22 protein-coding genes and 1 pseudogene are annotated in these 26,410 nt (G+C 70.9%); 18 read left to right on the top strand and 5 right to left on the bottom strand.

Going from position 1 to position 26,410, the window contains the following annotated elements; all coding sequences use genetic code 11:
• Nucleotides 1–241 precede the first annotated feature (241 nt).
• Nucleotides 242–1,213, top strand: coding sequence for a thiamine-phosphate kinase (locus ACFWVP_RS26990; RefSeq protein ID WP_384500465.1), 972 nt, complete (start codon nt 242–244; stop codon nt 1,211–1,213).
• A 10-nt stretch (nt 1,214–1,223) separates the two neighbouring features.
• Entirely contained in the window at nt 1,224–2,030 is an 807-nt protein-coding gene (thiD, locus tag ACFWVP_RS26985; RefSeq protein ID WP_384500464.1) for a bifunctional hydroxymethylpyrimidine kinase/phosphomethylpyrimidine kinase, read from the top strand.
• A gap of 114 nt (nt 2,031–2,144) precedes the next feature.
• Here thiD and rpmB read toward each other — a convergent pair whose 3' ends face one another.
• Nucleotides 2,145–2,330 (bottom strand): 50S ribosomal protein L28, encoded by a 186-nt coding sequence (rpmB, locus tag ACFWVP_RS26980; protein WP_003965989.1) that lies wholly within the window; start codon nt 2,328–2,330, stop codon nt 2,145–2,147.
• Nucleotides 2,331–2,588: 258 nt separating this feature from the next.
• Here rpmB and ACFWVP_RS26975 point away from each other — a divergent pair, with 258 nt between their 5' ends.
• From ACFWVP_RS26975 to mutM, 9 genes are all read left to right on the top strand, one after another.
• Nucleotides 2,589–4,211 carry a DAK2 domain-containing protein gene (locus tag ACFWVP_RS26975; protein WP_384500463.1) on the top strand — a complete coding sequence of 541 codons (1,623 nt, stop codon included), beginning with the start codon at nt 2,589–2,591 and terminating at the stop codon, nt 4,209–4,211.
• A gap of 49 nt (nt 4,212–4,260) precedes the next feature.
• The gene (locus tag ACFWVP_RS26970) at nt 4,261–7,500 is read left to right on the top strand and encodes a helicase-related protein (protein WP_384500462.1); all 3,240 of its coding nucleotides are present in this window, start codon (nt 4,261–4,263) and stop codon (nt 7,498–7,500) included.
• A 91-nt stretch (nt 7,501–7,591) separates the two neighbouring features.
• Nucleotides 7,592–8,176, top strand: a complete 585-nt coding sequence (rsmD, locus tag ACFWVP_RS26965) for a 16S rRNA (guanine(966)-N(2))-methyltransferase RsmD (RefSeq protein ID WP_384500461.1) — start codon at nt 7,592–7,594, stop codon at nt 8,174–8,176.
• Nucleotides 8,177–8,202: 26 nt separating this feature from the next.
• The gene (gene coaD, locus ACFWVP_RS26960) at nt 8,203–8,682 is read left to right on the top strand and encodes a pantetheine-phosphate adenylyltransferase (RefSeq protein ID WP_384500502.1); all 480 of its coding nucleotides are present in this window, start codon (nt 8,203–8,205) and stop codon (nt 8,680–8,682) included.
• 97 nt (nt 8,683–8,779) lie between these two features.
• Nucleotides 8,780–9,913 (top strand): cell division initiation protein, encoded by a 1,134-nt coding sequence (locus tag ACFWVP_RS26955; RefSeq protein ID WP_384500460.1) that lies wholly within the window; start codon nt 8,780–8,782, stop codon nt 9,911–9,913.
• Nucleotides 9,914–10,121: 208 nt separating this feature from the next.
• Entirely contained in the window at nt 10,122–10,730 is a 609-nt protein-coding gene (locus ACFWVP_RS26950) for a YceD family protein (RefSeq protein WP_384500458.1), read from the top strand.
• A 2-nt stretch (nt 10,731–10,732) separates the two neighbouring features.
• Nucleotides 10,733–10,906 (top strand): 50S ribosomal protein L32, encoded by a 174-nt coding sequence (gene rpmF / locus ACFWVP_RS26945; protein ID WP_003965982.1) that lies wholly within the window; start codon nt 10,733–10,735, stop codon nt 10,904–10,906.
• Between the two features lie 19 nt (nt 10,907–10,925).
• On the top strand, nt 10,926–11,750 hold the full coding sequence (rnc, locus tag ACFWVP_RS26940) for a ribonuclease III (protein WP_384500453.1): 825 nt from the start codon (nt 10,926–10,928) through the stop codon (nt 11,748–11,750).
• A gap of 73 nt (nt 11,751–11,823) precedes the next feature.
• A complete protein-coding gene (gene mutM, locus ACFWVP_RS26935) occupies nt 11,824–12,699 on the top strand; it encodes a bifunctional DNA-formamidopyrimidine glycosylase/DNA-(apurinic or apyrimidinic site) lyase (protein WP_384500451.1) in 876 nt (291 codons plus the stop codon).
• 20 nt (nt 12,700–12,719) lie between these two features.
• Here the strand turns inward: mutM and ACFWVP_RS26930 are convergent, their stop codons facing one another.
• Complete coding sequence (locus ACFWVP_RS26930) at nt 12,720–13,124, bottom strand: winged helix-turn-helix transcriptional regulator (protein WP_384500450.1); 405 nt, start codon at nt 13,122–13,124, stop codon at nt 12,720–12,722.
• Between the two features lie 128 nt (nt 13,125–13,252).
• Between ACFWVP_RS26930 and ACFWVP_RS26925 the strand changes: the two genes are divergently transcribed.
• Nucleotides 13,253–14,080 carry a hypothetical protein gene (locus ACFWVP_RS26925; protein ID WP_384500449.1) on the top strand — a complete coding sequence of 276 codons (828 nt, stop codon included), beginning with the start codon at nt 13,253–13,255 and terminating at the stop codon, nt 14,078–14,080.
• A gap of 49 nt (nt 14,081–14,129) precedes the next feature.
• Here ACFWVP_RS26925 and ACFWVP_RS26920 read toward each other — a convergent pair whose 3' ends face one another.
• Nucleotides 14,130–15,053: a CAP domain-containing protein gene (locus tag ACFWVP_RS26920; RefSeq protein ID WP_384500447.1), complete on the bottom strand. Its 924-nt coding sequence runs from the start codon at nt 15,051–15,053 to the stop codon at nt 14,130–14,132.
• Nucleotides 15,054–15,208: 155 nt separating this feature from the next.
• Here ACFWVP_RS26920 and ACFWVP_RS26915 point away from each other — a divergent pair, with 155 nt between their 5' ends.
• From ACFWVP_RS26915 to ACFWVP_RS26900, 4 genes are all read left to right on the top strand, one after another.
• On the top strand, nt 15,209–15,490 hold the full coding sequence (locus tag ACFWVP_RS26915) for an acylphosphatase (protein WP_384500445.1): 282 nt from the start codon (nt 15,209–15,211) through the stop codon (nt 15,488–15,490).
• 438 nt (nt 15,491–15,928) lie between these two features.
• Complete coding sequence (locus ACFWVP_RS26910; protein WP_033304037.1) at nt 15,929–16,141, top strand: hypothetical protein; 213 nt, start codon at nt 15,929–15,931, stop codon at nt 16,139–16,141.
• A 315-nt stretch (nt 16,142–16,456) separates the two neighbouring features.
• A complete protein-coding gene (locus ACFWVP_RS26905) occupies nt 16,457–20,146 on the top strand; it encodes an AAA family ATPase (protein WP_384500444.1) in 3,690 nt (1,229 codons plus the stop codon).
• Nucleotides 20,147–20,398: 252 nt separating this feature from the next.
• Complete coding sequence (locus tag ACFWVP_RS26900; RefSeq protein ID WP_384500442.1) at nt 20,399–21,817, top strand: sugar porter family MFS transporter; 1,419 nt, start codon at nt 20,399–20,401, stop codon at nt 21,815–21,817.
• A 312-nt stretch (nt 21,818–22,129) separates the two neighbouring features.
• Here the strand turns inward: ACFWVP_RS26900 and ACFWVP_RS26895 are convergent.
• Nucleotides 22,130–22,324, bottom strand: a pseudogene (locus ACFWVP_RS26895) (cytosine permease); the annotation flags it as partial.
• A 109-nt stretch (nt 22,325–22,433) separates the two neighbouring features.
• On the opposite strand from ACFWVP_RS26895, the gene ftsY reads away from it, so the two are divergent.
• Entirely contained in the window at nt 22,434–23,636 is a 1,203-nt protein-coding gene (gene ftsY / locus ACFWVP_RS26890) for a signal recognition particle-docking protein FtsY (protein WP_384500440.1), read from the top strand.
• A 66-nt stretch (nt 23,637–23,702) separates the two neighbouring features.
• Here ftsY and ACFWVP_RS26885 read toward each other — a convergent pair whose 3' ends face one another.
• Nucleotides 23,703–24,353: a bifunctional DNA primase/polymerase gene (locus ACFWVP_RS26885; protein ID WP_384500439.1), complete on the bottom strand. Its 651-nt coding sequence runs from the start codon at nt 24,351–24,353 to the stop codon at nt 23,703–23,705.
• A gap of 422 nt (nt 24,354–24,775) precedes the next feature.
• Here ACFWVP_RS26885 and ACFWVP_RS26880 point away from each other — a divergent pair, with 422 nt between their 5' ends.
• Nucleotides 24,776–26,251: a hypothetical protein gene (locus ACFWVP_RS26880; RefSeq protein ID WP_384500438.1), complete on the top strand. Its 1,476-nt coding sequence runs from the start codon at nt 24,776–24,778 to the stop codon at nt 26,249–26,251.
• Nucleotides 26,252–26,410: the final 159 nt, after the last annotated feature.

The raw sequence follows: 26,410 nt of genomic DNA, 5'->3' as shown, positions 1-26,410 counted from the left end.
CCTGCGGGCCGGTCGGCGCTCCCAGCGTGGCGCCCGCACCGCAGAAGTTGACGTATCTCCTGACGGTACCGACAGCAGTGAGGGCTCGCGACCGCGAGCCCACCGGAGCGGAAGAGGGACAGCGATGCCCGTACGTCCCCGGGCTGCCGGCTCCCGTCGTCAGCCTGTCCACGGTCCGGACCTCCGGCCGCTGAAGCAGCCCGGACAGGTGTCCGGTGCGATAAATGAGAGGTGAGTCTCGGTGAAGGGAACCGTGGGCGAGTTGGGGGAGTTCGGGCTCATCAGAGAGCTCACTTCCCGGCTCACCACCACTCCGGCGGTACGGCTGGGACCCGGCGACGACGCCGCGGTCGTGGCCGCTCCCGACCGCAGGGTCGTGGCCAGTACGGACATCCTGCTGGAAGGGCGGCACTTCCGCCGCGACTGGTCGACGGCGTACGACGTCGGCCGCAAGGCCGCCGCGCAGAACCTCGCCGACATCGCGGCCATGGGAGCCGTGCCCACCGCCCTGCTCCTCGGCCTCGTCGTCCCCGCCGACCTCCCGGTCACCTGGGCCGCCGAGCTGATGGACGGGCTGCGTGACGAGTGCCAGGTCGCCGGTGCGGCCGTCGTCGGCGGCGACGTCGTCGGCGGGGACACCATCACCGTGGCGATCACCGCGCTCGGCGACCTGCGCAACCACGAACCCGTCACCCGGGGCGGCGCACGGCCCGGGGACGTCGTGGCCGTCACCGGCTGGCTCGGCTGGTCCGCCGCCGGATTCGCCGTGCTCTCCCGCGGGTTCCGCTCGCCCCGCGCCTTCGTGGAGGCCCACCGGCGCCCCGAACCGCCGTACCACGCGGGCCCCGCGGCGGCCGGACTCGGCGCCACGGCCATGACCGACGTCAGCGACGGGCTCGTCGCCGACCTCGGGCACATCGCCGAGGCCAGCCAGGTCCGGATCGATCTGCGCTCCGGGCTGATCGACATCCCCTCGCAGATGTCCGACATCGGGCAGGCCGTCGGCGTCGACCCGCTGCAGTGGGTGCTCACCGGGGGGGAGGACCACGCGATCGTGGCGACGTTCCCGCCGGACGTGAAGCTCCCGGCCCGCTGGAGGGTGATCGGCGAGGTCCTCAACCCGTCCGCGCTGCCCCAGGTCACCGTCGACGGGGCGCCCTGGACGAGCAAGGGCGGCTGGGACCATTTCGGCTCCATCGAGGACGCCCAGTAGATTCCCGGACATGACCGCACCCACCGCCGTACCTCCCCGCGTGCTCACCGTCGCCGGATCCGACTCCGGCGGCGGTGCGGGCATCCAGGCCGACCTGAAGACGATGCTGGCGCTCGGCGCCCACGGCATGAGCGTGCTGACCGCGGTGACCGCCCAGAACTCCCTGGGTGTGCAGGGCGCGTGGGAACTCCCCGCCGAAGCCGTACGCGCCCAGTACCGCAGCGTCGTCGACGACATCGGCGTACAGGCCGTGAAGACCGGAATGCTGGCGTCGGCCGTCCTCGTCGACACCGTCGCCGGACTCCTCGCGGAGACCGGCGTCCCCGTCGTCGTCGATCCCGTCGGGATCTCCAAGCACGGGGACCCGCTGCTGGCAGCCGAGGCACTCGACTCCGTACGCACCCGGCTGCTGCCCGTCGCGACGGTGGCCACCCCGAACCTCGACGAGGTGACACAGCTCACCGGCCTCACGGTCACCGACGAGCCGGGCATGCGGCGGGCCGCCTCCGAACTGCTCTCCTACGGGCCGCGCTGGGTGGTCGTCAAGGGCGGTCACCTGCCGGGCGAGGCCGTGGACCTGCTGACGGACGGCAGCGAGGAGCACTGGCTGCGCGCCCCGAGGCACGACAACCGGCACACCCACGGCACGGGCTGCACCCTGGCCTCCGCGATCGCCTGCGGACTCGCCGCCGGCCAGGACGTGCCGACCGCGGTACGGGCCGCCAAGGCATACGTCACCGGAGCGATCGCGGCGGGATTCGCCCTGGGGGGCGGGATAGGCCCCGTCGACCACGGCTGGACGACCCGCGCCCGCTGACCGCCACCACGGCGCCGGGCTGCTCTGCGCCGGGCGGCCGGGCACAGCAAAAAGCCGGTCCACCGAGGTGGACCGGCTTTTTGGGCAACCGGAAGGCTGCGCTACGACGAGACGTCAGCGCGCGACCTTGCCGGCCTTGATGCACGAGGTGCAGACGTTGAGCCGCTTCGGCGTCCGACCGACCACGGCACGCACGCGCTGGATGTTGGGATTCCAGCGACGGGACGTACGGCGGTGCGAGTGCGAAATGCTGTTGCCGAAGCTCGGCCCCTTGCCGCAAACGTCGCAGTTGGCAGCCACGGGTCACTCCAAAGACTTCAGATGCACTTACAGTGAATTCCGGCGCGCCCGAATCATTTTACTGAAGTGGCGGCACCGGGGGAATGGCCCGGCTCTCACCGGGCAACCGAAGCAGCATACAACGCCTGCGTCGGGGATACGAAACTACCACGGGTTGCCGGGCCCCCCGCCCCACCCCTGTCCCCGCCCGGGGCATCGCGCGAGGACTACTCTGCGGTGCAGCCAGCCCCGCCACGGCCGTCCCGAGGAGGACCAACGGTGCCGCAGTCCCCCGACGATCTGGACGCCGTCGCGGTGCGCACCTGGTGCTCACTGGCGCTGGAGGCCCTGGGCCGTGAGCGCGAGGCGATCGACGCCATCAACGTCTATCCCGTCGCCGACGGGGACACCGGCACCAACCTCTACCTCACCGTGGAGTCCGCGGCGGCGGCCGTCGAAGCCGTCTTCGCCGCCCACGAGACCGGCTCCACCGTGCCCGCCCGCCCCGACGCCGTGCGCGCCATGGCGCACGGCGCCCTGATCGGCGCCCGCGGGAACTCCGGCACGATCCTGGCCCAGCTGCTGCGCGGCATGGCGGGGGTGCTGGCAGAGGCGGGTGACGCGGACCACCTGCGCAGGGCCCTCGCCGAGGCCGCCGCCGCCGCACGGTCGGCCGTCGCCCACCCCGTCGAGGGCACGGTGCTGACCGTCGCCACCGCCGCTGCCGAGGCCGCGGGGGCCACCGCCGCGACCGCCGGACTCACGGCAGTGCTCGAAGCCGCCCACGAAGGGGCGCGCACCGCGCTGGCCGCGACCCCGGGCCAGCTCGCCGTCCTCGGCCGCGCCGGAGTCGTGGACGCGGGCGGACACGGGCTCGTGACCGTGCTCGGGGCGCTCCTCGAAGCCGTCGGCGGACAGGCCCCGCCGCGCACCCCGCAGCTCGCCCCGGAGACCCTGCCCCCTACCGGCGACCGCGCCCAGGAGGGCGCGGCCAGCGGGCCCGCCTTCGAGGTGATCTACCTGCTGGAGGCCCGTGACGACGCCGTCGACCGGCTGCGGGCCAGACTGGACGCGCTGGGCGACTCGCTCGTCGTGGTCGGCGGCGACGGCCTGTGGAACGTCCACGTCCACGTCGACGACGCGGGGGCGGCCGTGGAGGCCGGGGTCGAGGCGGGCCGGCCGTACCGGATCCGCATCACCCACTTCGCCGCCGACCGCGTCCGGGCGCACCGGGAACCCGTCCAGCGCGCGGTCGTCGTCGTGGTCCCCGGCGACGGACTCTCCGCCCTCTGTACGGAGGCCGGGGCGACCACCGTGCTGGCCCGCCCCGGGGAGCCGCCCGCCAGCGGCGAACTGGTCGACGCGATCCGCCGGGCCCATGCCCGCGAGGTCGTCCTGCTGCCCAACGACGCGGACCTGCGCCACACCGCCGCCGCTGCCGCCGAACAGGCCAGGACCGAGGGCGTCCGCGTCGCCCTGGTCCCCACCCGCGCCGCCGTCCAGGGCATCGCCGCGCTCGCGGTCCACGAACCGGACCGCGGCTTCGACGAGGACGTGGTCGCGATGACCGCGGCGGCCGGTGCCACCCGGTACGCCGAGCTGGCCGTCGCCGAGAGGCAGTCGTGGACCATGGCCGGCATCTGCCAGGCCGGCGACACGCTCGGCCTGATCGACGGTGACGTCGCCGTCATCGGCGAGGAGGTCGAGGGCACCGCCCGCACCGTCCTGGACCGGATGCTGTCGTCGGGCGGCGAGCTCGTCACCCTCGTCCTCGGCGAGGACGTACCCGACGCGCTGGCCGACGCCCTGGGGGAGCACGTCCGTGAGGGCTACCCGGCCGTCGACACCGTGGTCTACCGGGGCGGCCACCAGGCCGCGCCCCTGCTGATCGGCGTCGAATAGCCGGTGCCCGGTGCGGCGCCCCGCGGCGGTGTCAGTGGCGTGGTGTGCAATGGACCACGTGTCCGCGTTCGATGAACCCCTCAAGAAACTGCTCGGCGGAGCCACCGCGAAGGTGATGGCCGAGCACCTCGACCTGCACACGGTCGGCGACCTGCTGCACCACTACCCCCGGCGCTACGAGGAGCGGGGCCGCCTCACGGCGCTCACCGACCTCCCGCTGGACGAGCACGTGACGGTCGTCGCCCAGGTCGTCGACGCGCGGATCATGATGTTCAACAACGGCCGCGGCAAACGCCTCGAAGTCACCCTCACCGACGGCAGCGGCAGACTCCAGCTGGTCTTCTTCGGACACGGCGTCCACAAGCCGCACAAGGAACTGCTCCCCGGCCGGCGGGCGATGTTCGCGGGCAAGGCATCCGTCTTCAACCGGAAGATGCAGCTCGCGCACCCCACGTACCAGCTCCTCGACGCGCGGGACGAGGACGAGGCGACCGAGGCCGTCGACGCCTTCGCCGGGCAGCTCCTGCCGATCTACCCGGCCTGCAAACAGCTCGACTCCTGGCGGATCGCCAAGGCCGTCGACACGGTCCTGCCCAGCGCGCGGGACGCCGTCGACCCGCTGCCCGGGACACTCCGGGAAGGACGCGGATTCGTCCCGCTGCCCGAGGCCCTGCTCAAGATCCACCGCCCGCACACCAAGGCGGACGTCACGGCCGCCCGGGAGCGGCTGAAGTGGGACGAGGCCTTCGTCCTCCAGGTCGCGCTCGCCCGCCGCCGCTACGCGGACACCCAGCTCCCCGCGGTGGCCCGCGGATCCGTCCCCGGTGGACTGCTCGACGCCTTCGACGCCAAGCTGCCCTTCACGCTCACCGAAGGCCAGCGGAAGGTCACCGGAGAGATCTTCGCCGACCTGGCGACGGAACACCCGATGCACCGGCTGCTGCAGGGCGAGGTGGGATCGGGGAAAGCACAGCCGTTCGACGCGCTGGTTCTGACCCCCGAGGGCTACAAGCCCATGGGGACCGTCGTGCAGGGCGACGAGGTAGTGGTTCCCACGGGGGAAGTCGCCGCAGTCGACGGGGTCTTTCCCCAGGGGGAGCGGGATGTCTGGCGGCTTGTTCTCTCCGACGACACGGTGGTCGAAGCCGATGACGAGCATCTGTGGATCGTCGGGACCAGCTGTGCCTGGGCACGCGGGGAAACGCCCAAGGTGATGACGACCCGCGAGATCAGGATGGACACGTCCAAGGCCAACGGGTCGTCCAAGTGGTATCTCCCGTCCGCCGCACCGGCGGATCTCACATCGGGGTCGGAGCCGCCCCTCGACCCCTATGTCTTCGGATTGCTGCTCGGGGACGGCTCGTTCCGTCACAACCTGCGTCTGCCCACGGCCGACGACGAGATCCTGATGGCAGCGCGATCCGCACTGGCACCGGACTGCGAGCTGCTACCCGTGCCGGGTTCGGCGTGTGACTACACCATCCGGATGACGGGGGTCAGGAGCGGATCGCGAAGGAACCCGGTCATCAGCGTGCTGCGTGCGCTGAATCTGTGGGGGGCTGCATCGCACCGCAAATTCATCCCACCAGTATTCAAGAACACGACGATCAAGCATCGGCTCGCTGTCCTGCAAGGGCTCATGGACACGGACGGGACCGTGGACGCTCAGGGGATGTGCGTCTCGTTCTGCTCGGCCTCGCGGCAGTTGGCCGACGACGTGGCCTGGCTCGTTCGTTCACTCGGTGGGCGCGCCAGGGTGCATCCGAAACAGTCGGCCTTCAACGTATCGATCGCCATGCCTGCCGAGTACGTGCCGTTCCGACTCACTCGCAAGGCCTCACGCATGCGGACCCGACCGAAGTCCAACACGTTCCTGCGTGGAATCCGCTCGGTCGAGTACGTCGGGCGAAAGCCGGTCCAGTGCATCAGCGTCGCCCACCCGAGTCACGCGTACGTCACCGATCACTTCACGGTCACCCACAACACGATGGTCGCCCTGCGCGCCATGCTCACCGTCGTCGACGCGGGCGGCCAGGCCGCGATGCTCGCCCCCACCGAGGTGCTCGCCCAGCAGCACCACAGGTCCGTCACCGAGATGATGGGCGAGCTCGCCGAAGGCGGGATGCTGGGCGGCTCCGACCGGGGCACCAAGGTGGTGCTGCTCACCGGGTCCATGGGTGTCCCGGCCCGTCGCCAGGCACTGCTCGACCTGGTCACCGGCGAGGCCGGGATCGTCATCGGCACGCACGCGCTGATCGAGGACAAGGTGCGCTTCCACGACCTCGGCCTGGTCGTCGTCGACGAACAGCACCGCTTCGGCGTGGAACAGCGCGACGCCCTGCGCTCCAAGGGCGAGCAGCCGCCGCACCTGCTCGTCATGACGGCCACACCCATCCCCCGTACGGTCGCGATGACCGTCTTCGGGGACCTGGAGACCTCCGTCCTGGACCAGCTCCCGGCCGGCCGCTCGCCCATCGCCAGCCACGTCGTCCCCGCCAAGGACAAGCCCCACTTCCTCAGCCGCGCCTGGGAACGCGTCCGCGAGGAGGTGGAGAACGGCCACCAGGCCTACGTCGTCTGCCCCCGCATCGGGGACGACGCCGACGAGGCCGCCGAGAAGAAGAAGGGGAAGAAGCGGGCCGACGCCCCGTCGGCCGCCGTCGACGCCGAGAAGCGTCCTCCGCTCGCCGTGCTGGAGATCGCTGAACAGCTCCGCGAGGGCGCTCTCGCCGGCCTCCGGATCGAGGTGCTGCACGGCAGGATGCACCCCGACGACAAGGACGACGTGATGCGCGGGTTCGCCGCCGGGCAGGTCGACGTCCTGGTCGCCACCACCGTCATCGAGGTCGGGGTGAACGTCCCGAACGCCACCGCGATGGTCATCATGGACGCCGACCGCTTCGGCGTCTCCCAGCTGCACCAGCTGCGGGGCCGCGTGGGGCGGGGCTCGGCACCCGGCCTCTGCCTGCTGGTCAGCGAGGCCCACGAGGCGAGCCCCGCCCGCGCCAGGCTCTCCGCCGTCGCCGCCACCCTCGACGGCTTCGAGCTGTCCAGGATCGACCTCGAACAGCGCCGCGAGGGCGATGTCCTCGGCCAGGCCCAGTCCGGCGTCCGCTCCTCCCTGCGCGTGCTCAGCGTCATCGACGACGAGGAGGTCATCGCCGCGGCCCGCGAGGAGGCCGTCCGCGTCGTCGCGGACGATCCCGCGCTGGAGCGGCTCCCCGAGCTGCGCACCGCGCTGGACGCGCTCCTGGACAAGGACCGGGAGGAATACCTCGACAAGGGGTGACCGGGGCCGGATCCGCACCGACGCCATATCGTGGGGAGTACGGCACGCGTCCCGTCCTGCGTGCCGCCCGCGACCCTAGGACCAGACACCCATGACCCGCGTGATCGCCGGATCGGCCGGCGGACGCCGCCTGGCCGTACCGCCCGGCACCGGCACCCGCCCCACCTCCGACCGTGCGCGCGAGGGCCTCTTCTCCACCTGGGAAGCGCTCCTGGGCACCCTCGACGGCATCCGTGTCGCCGACCTGTACGCGGGCTCCGGCGCCGTCGGACTGGAGGCGCTCTCCCGCGGGGCGGTCCACGCGCTGCTCGTCGAGCCCGACGCCAGGGCAGTCCGGACCGTCCGTGACAACGTCCGCACCCTGGGTCTCCCCGGCGCCGAGGTCCGTGCGGGCAAAGCGGAGCAGATCGTGACAGGACCGGCTCCCGCGGACCCGTACGACGTAGTGTTCCTCGACCCGCCGTACGCCGTCACCGATGGCGATCTTGGCGAGATACTGCTCACACTCCGTGCTCAGGGGTGGCTCACGGGCGATGCGCTCGTCACGGTGGAACGGAGCACCAGAGGCGGGGAATTCGACTGGCCCGAGGGATTCGAACCACTGCGGTCCCGCCGCTACGGCGAGGGGACGCTTTGGTACGGTCGCGCCGCCTCTACGTGCGAAGACGCACGATGACCGCATCGGAGAGCGAGGGAACCACGTTGCGCCGCGCCGTCTGTCCGGGGTCGTTCGACCCCATCACCAACGGACATCTCGACATCATCGGACGAGCCTCGAAGCTGTACGACGTCGTGCACGTCGCCGTGATGATCAACCAGTCCAAGAAGGGGCTGTTCACGGTCGACGAGCGGATGGAGCTGATCCGCGAGGTCACCGCCGACTTCGGCAACGTCGAGGTCGAGTCCTTCCACGGCCTGCTGGTCGACTTCTGCAAGCAGCGCGACATCCCGGCGATCGTGAAGGGCCTGCGGGCCGTGAGCGACTTCGACTACGAGCTGCAGATGGCCCAGATGAACAACGGGCTCTCGGGGGTCGAGACGCTCTTCGTGCCGACGAACCCGACCTACAGCTTCCTGTCGTCCTCGCTGGTCAAGGAGGTCGCCACCTGGGGCGGCGACGTGTCCCACCTGCTGCCGCCGCCGGTCCACACCGCCCTCGTGGAGCGTCTCGGCCAGAAGTGATGTGCTGACCGCCCGTCACCAGGTGTCGGACGGGCGGCGACTGGCCTTACAGTCGTCCCGTCCGTCTCCAACAGCAGCAGAGAGTGGCGAGCACACGGTGGACGTGCAGAAGAAGCTCGACGAGATCGTCGAAGCGGTCGGGAACGCCCGCTCCATGCCCATGTCGGCGTCCTGCGTGGTCAACCGCGCCGATCTGCTCGCGATGCTGGAGGAGGTCCGGGAGGCCCTGCCCGGCTCGCTCGCCCACGCCGAGGAGCTCATCGGCGGCCGTGAGCAGCTCGTCGAGCAGGCCCGGCAGGAGGCCGAGCGGATCGTCGAGTCCGCCCGGGCCCAGCGCGGCTCGCTGATCTCCGACACCGAGATCGCCCGGCGGTCCCAGGCGGAGGCCGAGCGGATCCTGTCCGAGGCCCGCAGGGAGGCCGACGAGGTCCGTGGTGAGGCCGACGAGTACGTCGACAGCAAGCTCGCCAACTTCGAGGTCGTCCTCACCAAGACCATCGGCTCCGTCGACCGCGGCCGGGAGAAGCTCCTGGGCCGCGGCGAGGGGCTCGACGCCCAGGGCTACGAGGACCCGGACTTCGCCGAGGCGCCCGAGCGCAGCGCGGACCCCGAGACGCTCAGGCGGCGCGCGGACGACTACGTCGACACCAAGCTCGGCGCCTTCGAGGCCGTCCTGGCCAAGACGCTGGAGGCCGTCGGCCGGGGCCGGCAGAAGCTGCACGGCCGGGTGGCCACCGACGACCTGGGCGCGCACATGGCGGCCCAGGACGCCGCGGGCGGGCACCTGCGCACCAGCGACGAGGACCACTGGGCGGGTCTGGCCGAGATCTCCACCCCGGAGCCCCCGCAGCCCGTCTACGCGGAGCCCGCGCAGCCGGACTACGCGCCGGTGGCGGACTACCGGGACCCGGCGCAGGCAGGGTTCCCGGTGCCGGCACAGCCGGACTTCCCGGTGCAGGCCCAGCCGGAGCCGCAGTACGCCCAGACGTACGCCTACCAGGACCAGCCGCTGCAGGCCGACCCGTACGCGGGCTACCAGCAGCAGCCCGACCCCTACGCCGGCTACCAGCAGCAGGGCTACGACCCGAACCAGCCGCAGCAGCAGGAGTACGGCTGGCAGCAGCAGGCCCAGGTGCCCGCGCAGGGCGAGAGCGCGCTCGACGAGACCAGCCTGTTCGACACCGGCATGATCGATCTGGAACAGCTCCGCCGGTACGAACAGGAGCGCTGAGCGCCGGCCGCCGGAGGGCGGCCGGACCGGATTGGGAGCTGGGCGTCACGTCAAGTATCCTGGATCCTCGGTCGCGCGTATGTCCGCGATCCCGGCTGCCCGCTTTCCCTCCGGATCGAGGGCGGTCGCTCCGGAAGCCGCACATTGCACATGATTTTCGAAAGCAGGAAAAGCCCTGAACGGTCACCTCGACCACCGCAACCCCCTCGTGTTCGATACGCGCGAGCTGGGTCGGCGTCCCGGTGCCCTCAAGCGGCTCACCCGCTCGGTGGAAGCACCCAAGGACCTCGGTATCGACGGGGTCATCGGTGTGCCGGAGAAGGCACCCCTGGTGCTGGACCTCCGCCTCGAATCGGTCATGGAAGGGGTGCTTGTCACAGGCACCGCCCGTGCGACGGCCGAGGGGGAGTGCGTAAGGTGTCTGGAGCCGCTGCGCCTTGAGGTCGAGGCGGACTTCCAGGAAATGTTCTCGTACCCTGACGCCGATGACCGGAACCGCAGCAGGACCGCGGATCCGGTCGACGACGCCGAGGACGACGAGGACAGGTTCTTCCTCGAGGACGGCTTGTTCGACCTCGAGTCTGTGCTGCGTGACGCGGTGGTGCTCGCACTGCCGCTGCAGCCGGTGTGCAAGGAGACCTGTGCCGGCCTGTGTTCCGAATGCGGAATCAGGCTGGACGAGAATCCGGGCCACCACCACGAAGCCGTCGACATACGTTGGGCGGCACTGCAAGGACTCGCCGATACCGTTCAGGACGGCGAGAAGGACAACATGGGCGGCGCCGAACCTGGCGTCGACGAGAAGCAGGAGAAGTAGCCGTGGCTGTTCCGAAGCGGAAGATGTCGCGCAGCAACACGCGCCACCGCCGGTCGCAGTGGAAGGCTGCGGTCCCCACCCTGGTTTCGTGCGAGCGTTGCCAGGAGCCGAAGCTCCAGCACATTGCGTGCCCGAGCTGCGGCACCTACAACAAGCGCCAGGTCCTCGAGGTCTGAGCGGCTGGTGAGAGGCACGATGTCTGAGTTGTCCAGCGCCAAGAAGCAGGCAGACAACGTCAACACAGCCTCGTCCCACACGCTTCTGGAAGGGCGGCTCGGGTATCACCTCGAGTCCGCCCTTCTGGTGCGTGCGCTGACCCATCGTTCGTACGCATACGAGAACGGCGGTCTGCCCACCAACGAGCGGCTCGAATTCCTCGGGGATTCGGTGCTCGGCCTGGTGGTCACGGACACGCTGTACCGCACCCACCCCGACCTGCCCGAAGGCCAGCTGGCCAAGTTGCGGGCCGCGGTGGTCAACTCACGTGCACTTGCGGAAGTGGGCCGCGGCCTAGAGCTCGGCTCCTTCATCCGGCTCGGCCGCGGTGAAGAGGGTACGGGTGGCCGGGACAAGGCTTCCATCCTCGCCGACACCCTGGAAGCGGTGATCGGCGCCGTCTATCTCGACCAGGGCCTCGATGTGGCCTCGGAGCTGGTGCACCGGCTCTTCGACCCACTGATCGACAGGTCCTCGAACCTCGGTGCCGGCCTGGACTGGAAGACCAGTCTCCAGGAGCTCACCGCGAGCGAGAGCCTCGGAGTCCCCGAGTACCTCGTCACGGAGACCGGTCCGGATCACGAGAAGACCTTCACCGCTGCCGCTCGCGTCGGTGGTGTCTCGTACGGCACCGGCACCGGCCGTAGCAAGAAGGAAGCGGAGCAGCAGGCGGCGGAATCCGCCTGGCGTGAGATCAGCGCCGCCGCGGAAGCACGGGAGGCCGTGGCGAAAGCCGCTGCCGACGGAGGGGCCGCCGACACCCCTGCCGACCCGTTGCCGACGACGGACGCAGCTCCTGCCTGAACCATTCGAGAGCCCCCCGGTGCCGTGTGCACCGGGGGGCTCTCGCTGTCTTCCCCGTGCCGAAGGAGTCACCGTGCCCGAACTGCCCGAGGTCGAAGTCGTCCGGAGGGGCCTGGAGCGCTGGGTCGCCGGCCGCACCGTCGACGACGTCGAGGTCCTGCACCCACGTGCGGTCCGGCGTCACCTCGCGGGCGGTGTGGACTTCGCGGCCCGGCTGCGCGGCCTGCGCTTCGGCACGGCGATGCGCCGCGGCAAGTACCTCTGGGTGCCGTTGGACGAGGCCGTGCCGTCGGACGACGCCGGGTCCTCGTTGCTGGGGCACCTCGGCATGAGCGGTCAGCTGCTCGTGCGGCCCGCCGGGACCCCCGACGAGAAGCACCTGCGCATCAGGGTCCGTTTCGACGACGCACTCGGCACCGAGCTGCGCTTCGTCGACCAGCGCACCTTCGGCGGGCTGTCGCTCCACGACAACACCCCCGACGGGCTGCCCGACGTCATCGCGCACATCGCCCGCGACCCCCTCGACCCGGCCTTCGACGACGTCGCGTTCCACACGGCGCTGCGCCTGCGCCGTACGACGGTCAAGCGGGCCCTGCTCGACCAGTCGCTGATCAGCGGCGTCGGCAACATCTACGCGGACGAGGCGCTCTGGCGCAGCAGACTGCACTACGAGCGGCCGACCGCGACGCTGACCCGGCCGGGGACGGCGGAGCTGCTCGGCCACATCCGGGACGTGATGCGCGAGGCCCTCGACCAGGGCGGCACCAGCTTCGACAGTCTGTACGTCAACGTGAACGGCGAGTCCGGCTACTTCGACCGGTCGCTCGACGCGTACGGCCGGGAGGACGAACCCTGCCACCGCTGCGGGACACCGATGCGCCGGAGGCCGTGGATGAACCGGTCCAGCTACTTCTGCCCTCGCTGCCAGCGTCCACCCCGCACGGGCTGACCCGCCCGGCCGGGACGGGCTCAGGCTTCGAGAGCCCCGTCGTACCGTCCGCGGGCGTCCAGCACCTCGGGCATCCGGCCCTCCACCAGCTGGATGAGCCCCGCCAGCCGCCCCGCGACCTCGTGGCCCAGCGGCGTCAGCTCGTAGTCGACGCGCGGCGGATTGGTGGGCTGTGCCTCACGGTGCACCAGACCGTCGCGCTCCAGCGCGTGCAGTGTCTGGGAGAGCATCTTCTCGCTGACCCCGTCGACACGGCGGCGCAGCTCGTTGAAGCGGAGCCTGTTCCCGTGCAACGCCCCCAGGGTCAGGCCGCCCCAACGGCCCGTGATGTGCTCCAGCGTCTCCCGGGAGGGGCACTGCCGGGAGAAGACGTCGAAGGGTGGGGTCCCGCCGTCGCGCTCCGTCGCCGCCTCCGCCTCGCTCATGTCCGTCAGCTTACGCCTGCGCAGCGCTTACCCGAGGTGAGCGCTGTACGGCCGTAATCGGATTGTCGGTGGCACGTACTAGCGTGCCCGCAGCGTCCCGTCGATCTTTGTACGCCTGAGGAGCCACGATGCCCGGAGCCGCAGCCACGATGCCCGGAGCCACACCTGAGCCGCCCGCCAGGGATCTGCTCACCCTCATACCCGAGTACGCGGGCCTTGCCCGGGAAGCCACGCTCCTCAACCCGGAACCCGGCGAGCCCGGGGTACGGGAGAGCTCGTTGGGAGGCGAGCTGCTGTGGCCTTCGGACGAGCCGTGGCCGTACTGCGCGCAGGAGGGCCACTGGACGGACGGGCCCGACCCGCGAGACCACACCGGGAACGACCCCGGAGCGGTGCCGATGGTGCCGGTCCTCCAGCTGTTCGCCCGGGACGTGCCGGGGCTGGATTTCCCGGAGGGGAAGGACCTGCTGCAGGTGGTGTGGTGCGCGCTGCTGCACGACGAGGGCCCGGGGCCGGTGGTGCCGCGGTTGTACTGGCGCGACGAGGCGGAGGTCGTGGCAGGGGGGCCGCTGTCCGAGACGCCCGGGGTGAGCGAGGGGGAGTACGACGAGGACAACATGCCGCAACCCTCCACCCTGTCACCGACCACCGTGGAGGACCTGCCGAGCCGGCTCGACCTGCCCAAGGACATGTGGGAGACCTGGGAACCCCGTCTCCGGTCGGCGACGGGCAACGCCACGTGGCCACCCGACTCCAACGTCATCGGGACGAAGGCCGGCGGATGGCCCGCCTGGACGCAGCCCGCGGACTGGCCGGACTGCGAGGCCGGACACCGGATGGAACACCTGCTGACCATCACCGGAGACATCCAGCTGGGCGACTGCGGCGGTGTCTACTTCTTCCACTGCCGTCGGTGCCCCGGCCTCCCGTGGGACTGGCGCTTCGACTGCCACTGACAGCGGCGGCCGGGGAGGCCTACAGGGGCTGTAAAGGTCCGCGGACCCCTCAGAAGCCGAAGTCCTGCGTCCACCAGGGGCCGCCCGAACCCTTGTGCACACCCACGCCGAGCGTCGTGTAGTCGCAGTTGAGAATGTTCGCGCGGTGGCCGTCGCTGTTCATCCACGCGTCCATGACCGCCTGAGCGTCGGCCTGGCCGCGGGCTATGTTCTCCCCGCCGAGACCCTCCACGCCGGCCTTCGCGGCGCGGTCCCAGGGGGTCGCCCCGTCCGGGTCCGTGTGGTCGAAAAAGCCGCGTGCGGCCATGTCCTCGCTGAAGTCCTGGGCGAGCGCGGTCAACGAGGCCCGGGGGGTGACGGGACTGCAGCCGACCTTGGCACGCTCCTGGTTGACCAGGGCGAGCACCTGCGCCTGCGCGGAGGTGTCGGCCGGGGCCTCGGTCGTACGGCTCGGCGAGGGGGAAGCGGTCTTCGGAGCGGCCGGGGCCCTGGTGGCCGGGGCCGAGCTCTTCTGCGACGCGGTCGGGGCCTTGGCCGGCGCCGGTGCCTTCGTCCTCTTCTTCTCGGCCTGCTTCGAAGCGGTGGGCGAAGGCTTCTTGCTCGGGGTGGCGGAGGCGGACTTCGAGGGCGCCGCGGAACGCTCGCCACCCCGGGTGGCCTGCGCGGACGCGGAGGCCGACGCCCGGTCGGTCGGCTCGGTGGAGGAGCCGCCCTGGGTCAGCAGGTCGGGGGCGCCGCCGGCGCGGACCTGGTCGGCGGAGGTGCCGCCGCTGACGCTGTAGGTGTCGCCGCCCGGCAGCAGACCCGATGCGACGGCGACCGCACCCACGGCCACCACCGCGGACACACCGAGAAGACCCGTGCGCAGGGGCGCTCCGGCCCGCTTCTTCCGGCGGGCACCACGGTGCCCGCCTGCCACGCCCGCCGTCTGCTCAGCTGCGGGGGCTGCGCCTGCGCGTCGATGGCGTCCCATGCGCGTGCCTTCCTCGTGCTCGGCGGCGTCGCTGCGACGTCACCGTGTTCACCGTCTGTCTCACCCGTTCGGGTGAGGCTATTGCGACGGGACTGTACGCCATGACGTATTGGGCCGACGTGCCCCTCGGGCAATTGGCCGGTTAGCGTTCGAGCATGAACGAAGACGCACGACTCGTCGTATGGGTACGCGGCCGAGTACAGCAAGTAGGCTTCCGCTGGTTCACCAGGGCAAATGCTTTGGAGATCGGAGGCCTCACCGGCTTCGCCCTCAATCTCGACGACGGGCGGGTGCAGGTTGTCGCCGAGGGGCCGCGTGAGAATTGCCACCGTCTCCTCGACTGGCTCGCATCCGACGACACACCCGGCCACGTGGACGGCGTGACTGAGATCTGGGACACCCCGCGCCGCGTTTACGAGGGATTCGCGATCCGTTGAGACCGGCCCGCGAAAGGGGGCCCGGATCCGTTCCGTATCCGGGGTGCGGTGAGGGGTGACGGAGAAGGCCCGGAAGGCCGCGCACCCGAAATGACCTGCGAAAGTCCCCGGCGGCGGGGCATGGTTGCCAAGAAGTGGATGTCATGCCAGGCTGCGGCATTGACGAAGATCTCCACACCCTTCGGGACCCCGCAGGAGAGTCGCGCCGCATGATCGTCCGGCCGCGCGCCCCCGGGACACCCGGCTACACGGCGTGTGATCGTGTTGACCGTCAAACTTTTTGGTGAGACGCTGAAAACCCCGCGCACCTTAGCTGTTCGGCAGTGTTGGTAGCAGTAGAACCGCAGTGGTGACAGAGCACTGCCGAGCACCGCGGGTGCGATTCCCTCACGACCCACACCGCATCGGTCGGTCACTCAGTGTGGAGGACCATCCATCATGGCAAAGGCGCTTCTCGGTTACGTCGGCGGTTCCGACCCGCGACTCCTCGCCGAGATGCGACGGCTCCAGAAGCGCGTCCAGGACCTGGAATCCGAGCTCGTACGGATCCAGGACGAGAACGACGCGCTCAACGCCGCCGCTCAGCACCAGGAGTCGCTGCTCGACAGCATCGACATCGACGTACCTCAGGCGGAGCCCGCGCTGACCTGACCCATCGCCCCGCCGGGGCCGGTCGGGCCGCTCGTGCCAGCCGCTTGAGATCACCGCCGGAATGTCTTCGTCACGGATCGCTGTCCTGGAACACACCGCCGTCCTCGAAAGCCGTGGACCGCACGTGAACCGGCCCGTCCGCGATCCGTCACGCAGGACTGTGTGAGATTCAACTGTGCGAGATCAAAAGGGACGCTTCGGCGTCCCTTCTTTCTTTCCCCCGGCCCGCCCCCGGTGTATCGCTCTTCGCTTACCGTCTGATGTGCCCTGCACCTTCATCAGCGAAACCGAGAGTGAAAGGTAGAGTCCGGCGGCGTGCACCTCAAGGCCCTGACCCTGCGTGGTTTCAAATCATTCGCCTCCGCCACGACCCTGCGGTTCGAACCGGGGATCACCTGCGTCGTCGGGCCCAATGGGTCCGGCAAATCCAATGTGGTGGACGCGCTCTCCTGGGTCATGGGGGAGCAGGGGGCCAAAAGCCTGCGCGGCGGCAAGATGGAAGACGTGATCTTCGCCGGCACCACCGGCAGACCACCACTCGGCCGGGCGGAAGTGTCGCTGACCATCGACAATTCCGACGGTGCGCTGCCCATCGAGTATGCCGAGGTGACGATCACCCGGATCATGTTCCGCAACGGCGGCAGCGAATACCAGATCAATGGCGACACCTGCCGGCTGCTCGACATCCAGGAACTCCTGTCGGACTCCGGCATCGGCCGCGAGATGCACGTCATCGTCGGGCAGGGCCGGCTGGACTCCGTACTGCACGCCGATCCGATGGGGCGCCGCGCCTTCATCGAGGAGGCGGCGGGTGTGCTCAAGCACCGCAAGCGCAAGGAGAAGGCGCTGCGGAAGCTGGAGGCGATGGGCGCGAACCTCGCCCGCGTCCAGGACCTGACCGACGAACTCCGGCGCCAGCTCAAGCCCCTGGGCCGTCAGGCGGCCGTGGCCCGCCGGGCCGCCGTCATCCAGGCCGATCTGCGGGACGCCCGGCTGCGGCTGCTCGCCGACGACCTGGTACGCCTCAGGGAGGCACTGCGCGGCGAGATCGCCGACGAAGCGGCCCTGAAGAAGCGCCGGGAGGCCGCGGAGGCCGACCTCAAGGCGGCGCTCGCCCGCGAGGCGGACCTGGAGGACGAGGTACGGCGGCTGGCGCCACGGCTGCAGCGCGCCCAGCAGACCTGGTACGAACTCTCGCAGCTGGCCGAGCGCGTGCGGGGCACGATCTCGCTCGCCGACGCCCGGGTGAAGAGCGCCACCGCCGCCCCGGAGGAGGAGCGGCGCGGGCGGGACCCCGAGGACATGGAGCGCGAGGCGGCCAGGATCCGCGAGCAGGAGGCGGAGCTGGCGGCCGCGCTGGAGGCCGCGGAACACGCGCTGGAGGATACGACCGCGCACCGGGCCGAGCTGGAAAGGGAGTTGGCCGCCGAGGAACGCAGGCTCAAGGACGCCGCCCGTGCCATCGCCGACCGGCGTGAAGGGCTCGCCCGGCTGAACGGGCAGGTCAACGCCGCCCGCAGCCGTGCCGGTTCGGCGCAGGCCGAGATCGACCGGCTGGCCGCCTCCCGCGACGAGGCACGGGAGCGTGCCGTTGCCGCGCAGGAGGAGTACGAGCAGCTGAAGGCCGAGGTCGACGGGCTGGACGCGGGCGACGCGGAGCTGGCGGAGCGGCACGACACGGCCAAGCGGGAGCTCGCCGAGGCGGAGTCGGCGCTCGGCGCCGCACGGGAGGCGGCCACCGCCGCAGAACGCAAGCGCGCCGCGGTCGCCGCCCGCCACGAGGCGCTCTCCCTGGGGCTGCGCCGCAAGGACGGCACCGGAGTCCTGCTCGGCGCGGGGGACCGGCTGCCGGGACTGCTCGGGCCGGCCGCCGAGCTGCTCACCGTGACTCCGGGGTACGAGGTCGCGGTGGCGGCCGCGCTCGGTGCCGCCGCCGACGCGATCGCCGTACGGGACCCGGCCACGGCGGCCGACGCGATCCGGCTGCTGCGCAAGCAGGACGCGGGCCGTGCGGCGCTGCTGCCGGCGGGCACGGGTGCCGGGCAGGTACCGGCTCAGGGCGACGGGCCGGATCCCGCGCACGCCGTGGACCAGGTGCCCGCGCGGAGTCCGGGAGCCCCGCACGGCACCACGGGCGAGGAGGCGCGGCGGCGGCAACCGGTTCCTGCCGTGGCCGCTCCGGCCGTCACCGCCGAGGGACCGGACGCGCCCGCCGTCTCCTCCCTGGTGCGGGGTCCCGCCGAACTGATGGGGGCCGTACGGCTGCTGCTCCGCGACATGGTCGTCGTCGGCACCCTGGAGGACGCGGAGGACCTGGTCGACGCCCATCCACAGCTGACCGCTGTGACCGGCGAGGGCGATGTGCTGGGCGCGCACTTCGCGCACGGCGGATCCGCCGGGGCACCCAGCCTGCTGGAGGTGCAGGCCTCGGTCGACGAGGCCGCCGCCGAGCTGGCCGAGCTCGTCGTGCGGTGCGAGGAGCTCGCCGGGGCCCAGCGGCTCGCCGCCGAACGGCGCCAGGAGGGGGCCGCCCGTGTGGAGGAGCTGGGGGAGCGGCGCGGGGCCGCCGAGCGGGAGAAGTCCGGGGTGGCCCAGCAGCTCGGCCGGCTGGCCGGGCAGGCCAGGGGTGCCGCCGGGGAGGCCGAGCGGACGACCGCCTCGGCGGCCAGGGCCCAGGACGCCCTGGAGCGGGCGACCGAGGAGGCGGAGGAGCTCGCGGAACGCCTGCTGGTAGCGGAGGAGACCCCGGTCGAGGAGGAACCGAACACCTCCGTACGGGACAGGCTCGCCGCCGACGGTGCCAACGCGCGCCAGACCGAGATGGAGGCCCGCCTCCAGGTCCGTACCCACGAGGAACGCGTCAGGGGACTCGCCGGGCGGGCCGACGCCCTCGACCGCGGCGCCCGCGCCGAGCGTGAGGCCCGCACCCGCGCCGAGCAGCGTCGCGCCCGGCTGCGCCACGAGGCGGCCGTGGCCGCCGCCGTGGCGTCCGGCGCCCGTCAGCTGCTCGCCCACGTGGAGGTCTCCGTCGTACGGGCGGGGGAGGAACGGGCCACGGCCGAGGGCGCGAAGGCGGAACGCGAACGGGAGCTGGCGGCCGAACGGGGGCGGGGCCGCGACCTCAAGCACGAACTCGACCGGCTGACCGACTCGGTGCACCGCGGCGAGGTGCTCGGCGCCGAGAAGCGGCTGCGCGTGGAGCAGCTGGAGACGAAGGCGCTGGAGGAGTTCGGTGTGGAGCCGGCCGGGCTGGCCGCCGAGTACGGGCCCGGCCAGCTGGTTCCACCGTCCCCGGCCGCCGACGGCGAGGAGCTTCCGGAGGACCCGGAGCATCCGCGCAACCAGCCGAAGCCGTTCGTCAGGGCGGAGCAGGAGAAGCGGCTCAAGGCGGCCGAACGGGCGTATCAGCAACTCGGGAAGGTGAATCCGCTCGCCCTCGAGGAGTTCTCGGCGCTGGAGGAGCGGCACAAGTTCCTCTCCGAGCAGTTGGAGGACCTGAAGAAGACACGGGCCGACCTGATGCAGGTGATCAAGGAGGTCGACGAACGGGTCGAGCAGGTCTTCACCGAGGCGTTCCGGGACACCGCCCGTGAGTTCGAAGGCGTCTTCTCACGTCTTTTCCCGGGCGGGGAGGGCCGGCTCGTCCTCACCGATCCGGACAACATGCTGACGACCGGACTGGATGTCGAGGCCAGGCCGCCTGGCAAGAAGGTCAAGCGGCTCTCGCTGCTGTCGGGAGGCGAGAGATCCCTTACGGCCGTTGCCCTCCTGGTCTCCATCTTCAAGGCCAGGCCGAGCCCCTTCTACGTCATGGACGAGGTCGAGGCGGCGCTCGACGACACCAATCTGCAGCGTCTGATCCGGCTCATGGAGGAGCTCCAGGAGAGCTCCCAGCTCATCGTGATCACACATCAGAAGCGGACGATGGAGGTCGCCGACGCGCTGTACGGCGTCTCCATGCAAGGTGACGGGGTCTCCAAGGTGATCAGCCAGCGGCTGCGCTGACGGCCTGCCGCGCCGGGTGTGGTGTGCTCACTCGATCTTCACCAAATCTTCAACACCTGAACGTACCTTGTGCGCGTTCCCGGGTATTCGTCAGTTCGTTCCGAGCCCACCCAGGTCTTGACTTCGAAACTTGAACGCATAACCTCGTCAATGTTGTTTTTACCTTCAAGTGGTGGTCGGTCGTAAGTTGTGCGCCACTGGGAGGGCTCACCCCCCACGCCTGACGTTGCGGCCAGGCATCAGGAGTTTCATGTGACCAGCACAGCGCGCGGACCGGAGTCCGGAGCCCGGGAGGCCCACCCGGACCATCTCGGCCATGTCATCTTCATCACGGCAGCCGCGGCCATGGGCGGCTTCCTCTTCGGCTACGACAGTTCCGTGATCAACGGTGCCGTCGAGGCCATCCGTGACCGGTACGACATCGGTTCGGGAACCCTGGCCCAGGTCATCGCCATCGCCTTGATCGGCTGTGCGATCGGAGCGGCCACGGCGGGACGCATCGCCGACCGCATCGGCCGCATCCGCTGCATGCAGATCTCCTCGGTGCTGTTCACCGTCAGCGCTGTCGGATCCGCGCTGCCGTTCGCCCTGTGGGATCTCGCCATGTGGCGCGTCATCGGCGGCTTCGCGATCGGCATGGCCTCGGTCATCGGCCCGGCCTACATCGCCGAGGTCTCGCCGCCCGCCTACCGTGGCCGCCTCGGCTCCTTCCAGCAGGCCGCCATCGTCATCGGCATCGCGATCTCGCAGCTGGTCAACTACGGCATCCTGCAGATCGCCGACGGCGACCAGCGCGGTGAGATCGGCGGCTTCGAGGCCTGGCAGTGGATGCTGGGCGTCATGGTCGTGCCCGCCATCCTCTACGGGCTGCTGTCGTTCGCGATCCCCGAGTCGCCGCGCTTCCTGATCTCCGTGGGCAAGAAGGACCGGGCCCGGAAGATCCTGGAAGAGGTCGAGGGCAAGAACGTCGACCTCGACGCGCGGGTCAACGAGATCGAGACGGCCATGCACCGCGAGCACAAGTCGAAGTTCAGCGACCTGCTCGGGAGTCGTTTCGGCTTCCTGCCGATCGTCTGGGTCGGTATCGGCCTGTCCGTGTTCCAGCAGCTCGTCGGCATCAATGTCGCCTTCTACTACTCCGCGACGCTGTGGCAGTCCGTCGGCATCGACCCGACCGACTCGTTCTTCTATTCCTTCACCACGTCGATCGTCAACATCATCGGCACGGTGATCGCCATGATCCTCGTGGACCGGGTGGGCCGCCGGCCGCTCGCGCTCATCGGTTCGACCGGTATGGCCGTGGCGCTGGCCTTCGAGGCCTGGGCCTTCTCCGCGAACCTGGTGGACGGCAAACTCCCGACCACCCAGGGCACGGTGGCCCTGATCGCCGCCCACGTCTTCGTCCTCTTCTTCGCACTGTCGTGGGGTGTCGTCGTCTGGGTCTTCCTGGGCGAGATGTTCCCGAACCGCATCCGTGCGGCAGCCCTCGGTGTCGCCGCCTCGGCGCAGTGGATCGCCAACTGGGCGATCACCGCGAGCTTCCCGAGCCTGGCCGACTGGAACTTGTCGGGCACCTACATCATCTACACCTGCTTCGCCGTGCTCTCGATCCCCTTCGTGCTCAAGTTCGTGAAGGAGACCAAGGGCAAGGCGCTGGAGGAGATGGGCTAATCCCCGCTGCCCCTCTCCTCGACACCGGGCACTGCCCCGGTCCGGCCCATGCCGGACCGGGGCAGTGCTGTGCCGGGGTGCCGTCAGTCGTCAGGTGCGTGGCTGGGTGTACGCGTCGGCGGTGCGACGCCGGTCGGTACGCGCGGTGGTCCGCCCGCCGGCACGTCGGAAGGCCACGGGCTCGCCGCCCGTGCGGTCGGCCGGGCGCGGCAGCGGCGCGTACACGCCCGCCGCGACGACGATCGTCGCGGCCCGGCCCGTCCCGCCCGATCCAGGTGGTGGCCGGCGGCCCGGTGAACCACTCGACCCCGGTCCGAAGGACAGCACGGGTGCCGTGGCCGCGACGGCCGGCACCTGCCAGAAGTTCAGTCCGTCGAGGACGGTGAGTCCCGCGCCCACCGTGAGGAGCAGCACCGTCGTGTCGGCCGCCACCCAGGTGGAGAAGAGACCGCGGACCCGGCCGGTGCGCCCGGTGCCGGGGACGGGATCCAGGCCTCGGTTCTCCACGGGCAGCAGCGTGCCTTTACCCCCAAAAGGCGCATAACACCCTTCCGTTCGGTCGGACGGACCCGGGAACCGCGCCCGGACCACGACCGTGGCCGATACTGGACAGGTTATGGAAATCGTCATCCTTGCTGTCATCATCGCCCTGGTCGCGGTCGGCCTGATCAGCGGGCTCGTGGTCAGCAGCCGCAAGAAGAAGCAGCTGCCGCCCTCGGCGCCGTCGAGCACGCCGACCATCACTCCTCCCGCCGAACCCTCCGCCGGTGAGGAAGCCGAGGCGCCGCGCGACGAAGCGCGGCGCACCATCGAGGAGGTCGGCCCGCCCGACGGGACTCCCGTCGGGGAAGCCCCCGTGGTCGTCGAGCCGGAGATCCCCGCGCTCGAGGTCCCCGAGCCCACCGCGGGCCGGCTGGTGCGGCTCCGCGCCCGGCTCGCCCGCTCGCAGAACTCGCTGGGCAAGGGGCTGCTCACGCTCCTGTCGCGCGACAACCTCGACGAGGACACCTGGGAGGAGATCGAGGACACGCTCCTCACCGCCGACGTCGGCGTCGCCCCCACCCAGGAGCTGGTGGAGCGGCTCCGTGAGCGGGTCCGTGTCCTCGGCACCCGTACCCCCGAGGGTCTGCGCGCGCTGCTGCGCGAAGAGCTCGTCGCCCTGCTCGGCCCCGGCCTCGACCGCGCGGTCAGGACGGAGGGGGGCGCCGAGACGCCCGGCGTCGTGATGGTCGTCGGGGTCAACGGCACCGGCAAGACGACCACGACGGGCAAGCTCGCCCGGGTGCTCGTCGCCGACGGCCGCAGCGTCGTGCTCGGTGCGGCGGACACCTTCCGTGCCGCGGCCGCCGACCAGCTCCAGACCTGGGGCGAGCGTGTCGGCGCCCGGACGGTCCGCGGCCCCGAAGGCGGCGACCCCGCGTCGATCGCCTTCGACGCCGTGAAGGAGGGCATCGCCGAGGGCGCCGACGTGGTGCTCATCGACACCGCCGGCCGGCTGCACACCAAGACGGGCCTCATGGACGAGCTCGGCAAGGTCAAGCGGGTCGTCGAGAAGCACGGGCCGCTCGACGAGATCCTTCTCGTCCTGGACGCCACGACCGGGCAGAACGGACTCGTCCAGGCACGGGTGTTCGCCGAGGTCGTCGACATCACCGGCATCGTCCTCACCAAGCTGGACGGCACCGCCAAGGGCGGCATCGTGATCGCCGTCCAGCGCGAGCTGGGCGTACCGGTGAAGCTCATCGGCCTCGGTGAGGGGCCGGACGACCTGGCGCCGTTCGAGCCGGAGGCCTTCGTCGACGCGCTGATCGGCGACTGACCGCGGACACTCACGCGTACGACGGAAGGGCGGTGGACCCGAGGAGGGTCCACCGCCCTTCCGCCGTCACGAGCGGTGGCATATGTACGCCAGGGTGCCGAGCAGCAGCCGTGCCTGCGGGGGAGTCGCGGCCGTGTCCGGGACCGGCGGGCGCAGCCAGCGCACCGGGCCGAGCCCGCCGAGGTCGGAGGGGGGAGCGGTGATGTACGCGCCCGGGCCGAGCGCCCGCAGATCCAGGCCCGCGTCGTCCCAGCCCATCCGGTAGAGCAGCCCGGGCAGACCGGTCGCGGCCCCGGGGGCGACGAAGAACTGCGTCCGGCCGGTCGGCGTCACCGTCACCGGCCCCAGCGGCAGTCCCATCCGCTCCATGCGGACCAGGGCGTTCCGGCCGGCGGCCTCCGCGACGTCGAGCACGTCGAAGGTGCGGCCCACCGGAAGCAGCATCGAGGCTCCCGGAACCTCCGCCCAGGCGTCCGCGGCGGTGTCGAGGGCGGCGCCCGCCGGTACCTCGCGGGCGAAGTCCAACGGATGCGCGCCGGGGGCGGGGCAGTGGGCGTCGCCGCACGAACAGGCTCCGCCCGAGGCCCGCGCACCCGGTGCCACCGCCCAGCCCCACAGTCCTGTGTACTCCGCCACCGCGGTCGCCCCGGCCGCCGCATGGCCGCGTCGCCGCGAGCCGGGACGCATCTCGCGGATGCCGCCGATCGTGAAGTCCATGCCCCCTCCAACGGGTCCGACTCACCGGTGGTTACGACCTGGAGGCACTGAACGTCCTCCGTCGCCACCGTGCACTCGGCAGTGCACGGTGCGGGCATGGGGTGCGCGACCCCGCCGCGCGCCCCTGAATGCTTCACTCCGCTCACCTCTGATCGCGGCATGTCAAGTGAATCGTGGACCGTGCCGAGCGGGTTCATCCGAAGGGGTGGCGAATGGTGGCGTTTCAGCAATCACACTCGCCGGGGCGGTGATCGTGGGATTACCGTCGGTACTCGAACCCTGCAATTGCATGCGCCGACGGGTATGCCCCAGGCAACCCGCTTCTCCGTTCGACGGCGCACAACGTCCGTACGGGCAGCACCGATGCACGGCATTCTGATAGAGGTTCGCGCGACAGGTTTCGGCGGGATGGGGGCGTTCCAGTGAGTGGCAGCGGCGCAGGCGAGACGAACGCCGGGAAGCGCCCCAACGGGCAATTGGGATCCTGGTTCGTGCGCAGCGGCTGGTCCAAGGGCGAGCTCGCACGCCAGGTGAACCGGCGAGCGCGCCAGATGGGCGCCCACCACATCAGCACCGACACCTCCCGGGTGCGGCGCTGGCTCGACGGCGAACAGCCCCGTGAGCCGATCCCGCGCATCCTCTCCGAGCTCTTCTCCGAACGCTTCGGCGCGGTCGTCGCCGTGGAGGACCTCGGGCTGCGCGCCGCCCACCAGTCGCCTTCGGTGGCCGGGGTGGACCTGCCCTGGGCGGGCCCCCAGACCGTCGCGCTGCTCAGCGAGTTCTCCCGCAGCGACCTCATGCTGGCCCGGCGGGGCTTCCTCGGCAGTTCCCTCGCCCTGGCAGCGGGCCCCACCCTCATCGAGCCGATGCAGCGCTGGCTGGTGCCCGTCACCCCTTCGGGGCAGCCCGAGCCGGCGCAGACCTCCACGGAGAGCCGCCCCTCACGGCTCTCCCGCCCCGAACTCGACCTGCTGGAGTCCACCACGGCGATGTTCCGCCAGTGGGACGCGCAGTGCGGCGGCGGTCTGCGCCGCAAGGCCGTCGTCGGCCAACTCCACGAGGTCACCGATCTGTTGCAGGAGCCCCAGCCCGCGGAGACCGCCCGGCGCCTGTTCCGCTGCGCCGCCGAACTGGCCGAACTGGCGGGCTGGATGAGCTACGACGTGGGCCTCCAGCCCACCGCCCAGAAGTACTTCGTGCTCGCCCTGCACGCCTCGAAAGAGGCCGGGGACAAGCCACTGGGTTCGTACATCCTGTCCAGCATGAGCCGCCAGATGATTCACCTCGGACGGCCCGACGACGCACTCGAACTCATCCATCTCGCCCAGTACGGCAGCCGGGACTGCGCCACCGCGCGCACCCAGGCCATGCTGTATGCGATGGAGGCCCGCGCGTACGCCAACATGGGCCAGCCCAGCAAGTGCAAACGAGCGGTCCGGATGGCCGAGGACACCTTCGCCGACGCCGTGCTCGACGACGAGCCCGAGCCCGACTGGATCCGCTTCTTCTCCGACGCCGAGCTGCACGGGGAGAACGCGCACTCCTACCGTGACCTGGCCTATGTCGCCGGCCGCAGCCCCACGTACGCCTCGCTCGCCGAACCCGTCATGTCCCGCGCCGTCGAACTCTTCGGTGACGACGACGAGCACCAGAGGTCCTACGCGCTCAATCTGATCGGCATGGCGACCGTCCATCTCATCAAGCGGGAGCCCGAGGAGTCGACCGTGCCGGCCACCGCGGCCCTGAGGATCGCCAAGAAGGTCAGGTCGGAGCGCGTCAACACCCGGCTCCGCAAGACCGTCGACACCGCTGCCAGGGACTTCGGTGACGTACCCGCGGTCGCGCGGCTCACCGACCTGCTCGCCGAACAGCTCCCGGAGACCGCCGAAGCGGTCTGACCGGCCCTCCTGCCACCGGCCACGACAGCCATCCCGTACAGCCCGACTCGGCTCCCCCATTGCCAGGTCAGCGGGTGGCCGTCGTGGCCGGTTCACCTTTTCGGGGTCATCGCCGCACCGTATGCGGCGCAGCCAGCATGGTAGGCAGCACAACGGCTC

The organism is Streptomyces sp. NPDC058637 (assembly GCF_042717325.1).
Taxonomy (GTDB): domain Bacteria; phylum Actinomycetota; class Actinomycetes; order Streptomycetales; family Streptomycetaceae; genus Streptomyces.
Note: the sequence above shows the minus strand (reverse complement) of the source record. Positions and strands in the feature narration are given on the sequence as shown.

What these genes read in the sequence shown, in the direction of transcription:
- thiD (WP_384500464.1), top strand. Translation starts at nt 1,224, where the DNA reads ATGACCGCACCCACCGCCGTACCTCCCCGCGTGCTCACCGTCGCCGGA.
- ACFWVP_RS26970 (WP_384500462.1), top strand. Translation starts at nt 4,261, where the DNA reads ATGGACCACGTGTCCGCGTTCGATGAACCCCTCAAGAAACTGCTCGGC.
- rsmD (WP_384500461.1), top strand. Translation starts at nt 7,592, where the DNA reads ATGACCCGCGTGATCGCCGGATCGGCCGGCGGACGCCGCCTGGCCGTA.
- rnc (WP_384500453.1), top strand. Translation starts at nt 10,926, where the DNA reads ATGTCTGAGTTGTCCAGCGCCAAGAAGCAGGCAGACAACGTCAACACA.
- ACFWVP_RS26930 (WP_384500450.1), bottom strand. Translation starts at nt 13,124, where the DNA reads ATGAGCGAGGCGGAGGCGGCGACGGAGCGCGACGGCGGGACCCCACCC.
- ACFWVP_RS26925 (WP_384500449.1), top strand. Translation starts at nt 13,253, where the DNA reads ATGCCCGGAGCCGCAGCCACGATGCCCGGAGCCACACCTGAGCCGCCC.
- ACFWVP_RS26920 (WP_384500447.1), bottom strand. Translation starts at nt 15,053, where the DNA reads ATGGGACGCCATCGACGCGCAGGCGCAGCCCCCGCAGCTGAGCAGACG.
- ACFWVP_RS26915 (WP_384500445.1), top strand. Translation starts at nt 15,209, where the DNA reads ATGAACGAAGACGCACGACTCGTCGTATGGGTACGCGGCCGAGTACAG.
- ACFWVP_RS26910 (WP_033304037.1), top strand. Translation starts at nt 15,929, where the DNA reads ATGGCAAAGGCGCTTCTCGGTTACGTCGGCGGTTCCGACCCGCGACTC.
- ftsY (WP_384500440.1), top strand. Translation starts at nt 22,434, where the DNA reads ATGGAAATCGTCATCCTTGCTGTCATCATCGCCCTGGTCGCGGTCGGC.
- ACFWVP_RS26885 (WP_384500439.1), bottom strand. Translation starts at nt 24,353, where the DNA reads ATGGACTTCACGATCGGCGGCATCCGCGAGATGCGTCCCGGCTCGCGG.